Annotated in this window: 2 protein-coding genes; both read left to right on the top strand. The window is 75.3% G+C overall.

The window, feature by feature from the left end; all coding sequences use genetic code 11:
• The coding region (locus EYA84_RS31425; RefSeq protein WP_131057804.1) for a LemA family protein at nt 1-320 on the top strand (320 nt) is incomplete at its 5' end.
• The gene (locus EYA84_RS31420) at nt 320-1,825 is read left to right on the top strand and encodes a DUF2207 family protein (RefSeq protein ID WP_131057803.1); all 1,506 of its coding nucleotides are present in this window, start codon (nt 320-322) and stop codon (nt 1,823-1,825) included. The genes EYA84_RS31425 and EYA84_RS31420, both read left to right, overlap by 1 nt.
• Nucleotides 1,826-1,832: the final 7 nt, after the last annotated feature.

The raw sequence follows: 1,832 nt of genomic DNA, 5'->3' as shown, positions 1-1,832 counted from the left end.
GCCTGGCGGGCCGGGCCGGTGCCGAGACCGTGCTGACCGAGGCGGTCGGCCGACTGCTCGCGCTCGCCGAGGCGTACCCGGACCTGCGGGCCGACCGGAACTTCGCGGCGTTGCAGGCCGAACTGTCCCGCACCGAGGACCGGATCGCCTACGCCCGGCAGTTCTACAACAGCGCGGTGCAGACGTACAACACCACCGTCGAGTCCGTCCCCACCAACCTGGTCGCCCGCGTGGCCGGCTTCCGGACGCGGGACTACTTCGAGGCCGGGACGGGCGAGCGCGGCACCGTCGGAGTCCGCTTCCCGGGCCCGGGCGCGTGATGGACGGTCGTCTCCTGCTCGACCTGACGGTGGGGCTGGGCGCCCTCGCCGGCTGGCTGCTGCTCTACGGTGTGCTTCGGTGGGTCACCCGGCCCGCCGCCGTGTCGCCCGCGCCGGCCACCCCGGAACTCGGCGCCGAACCGCCCGCCGTGGTCAACCTGCTGGTCAACCGCTGGTCGCTGACCGAGGACGCCGCCGAGGCGACCCTGCTCGACCTCGCCGCCCGGGGCTTCTTCGAGGTACGCCAACCCGGTGCCGACCCGATGCAGAGCACGGTGCACCTGCCGGCGGCTCCGCCCGACGAGGCCGGGCTGCGTCCGTACGAGCGACTGGTGCTCGACCGGGTGCGGGGGCTCGCGGTGGACGGCGTCCTGCCACTGACCGCGCTGACCTTCCGCGACGAGGCCCGGGCCCGGGCGTGGAACAAGCGGCTGCGCGGGCAGGTGGTCGCCGACGCCCGTGCCGCCGGGCTGTCCCGGCGGCGCTTCGGCCCGCGCGTGACCGCTCTGCTGGTCGGCACGGCGCTGGTCGCCGCCGTGGTGGTCGGCCTGGCCGCGCTGCACCACGCGAGCTGGCATCCGACGTCGGGCAACTACCCGTTCATCGCCGGGATCGCGGTCTTCGTCCTGCTCTCCACGCTCGCCGGGGCGTCGCCCGGCGAACGCGACACGGTGCTCGGCCGCCAGACCGCGGCACGGTGGCTCGGTGTCCGGGCCTGGCTGCGCGGGCACGAGCAGTTCGACGAGCTGCCCCCGGCCGCGGTCGCGATCTGGGACCGCTACCTGGGTTACGGGGCTGCCGTCGGCGCCACCCACCTGGCCAGCGCGGTGCTCGACCTCGGCCTCGGCGACCGCACGTCGGTCTGGTCGTCGTACGGCGGCACGTGGCGCCGGGTCCGCGTCCGCTATCCCCGGCTGTTGCTCCGCTACGGCCGCTCGGTGCCGCGCCTGCTGGCCGGCGGCGCGACCGGCGTCGCCGTCGGCGGTTACCTGCTCACCGTCGTCGGGCCGACGTTCACCCTCACCCCGTCGACGGTGAACCAGGCCGCACGGATCTTCGACCTCGTGCGCAACGGCGTCGTCGTGCTGACGGTCCTGGTGCTGCTGTCCGGGATCCACACCCTGGTCCGCACCCTGGTGGACCTGGTCACCGAGCGCACCGTCACCGGTGAGGTGCTCTGGGTCGAGGTGTGGCGCAGCACCACTCAGGGCGAGAACCGCCCGGCCCGGCCCTGGCTGCACTACCTGGCCGTGGACGACGGCACCGCCGACCGCACCACCGCGTGGGGGCTGCCCAGCGAGTGGGCGAGCCGCTGCCACGACGGTGACATGGTGACCCTGCGGGTACGGCCCTGGTCACGGCGGGTCGTCGAGCTGTCGGTGGTCGGGCACGGCCGCTCCCGGCTCCCCACCGGCACGGTCGCGCCCGACCCCGTCGGCCCGCCGTCAGCCGGTGGTGGATCCGGGCCGGTCGCGCCGCCGCCCCCGCCGACCGCCACGCCGTGACGTCGAC

This window comes from Verrucosispora sp. SN26_14.1 (assembly GCF_004307965.1).
Lineage (GTDB): Bacteria > Actinomycetota > Actinomycetes > Mycobacteriales > Micromonosporaceae > Micromonospora.
The sequence above is the reverse complement of the archived record's forward strand: the minus strand, read 5'-3'. Positions and strand labels throughout refer to the sequence as shown.

Coding starts and splice junctions, on each gene's coding strand:
- EYA84_RS31420 (WP_131057803.1), top strand. CDS start 320: ATGGACGGTCGTCTCCTGCTCGACCTGACGGTGGGGCTGGGCGCCCTC.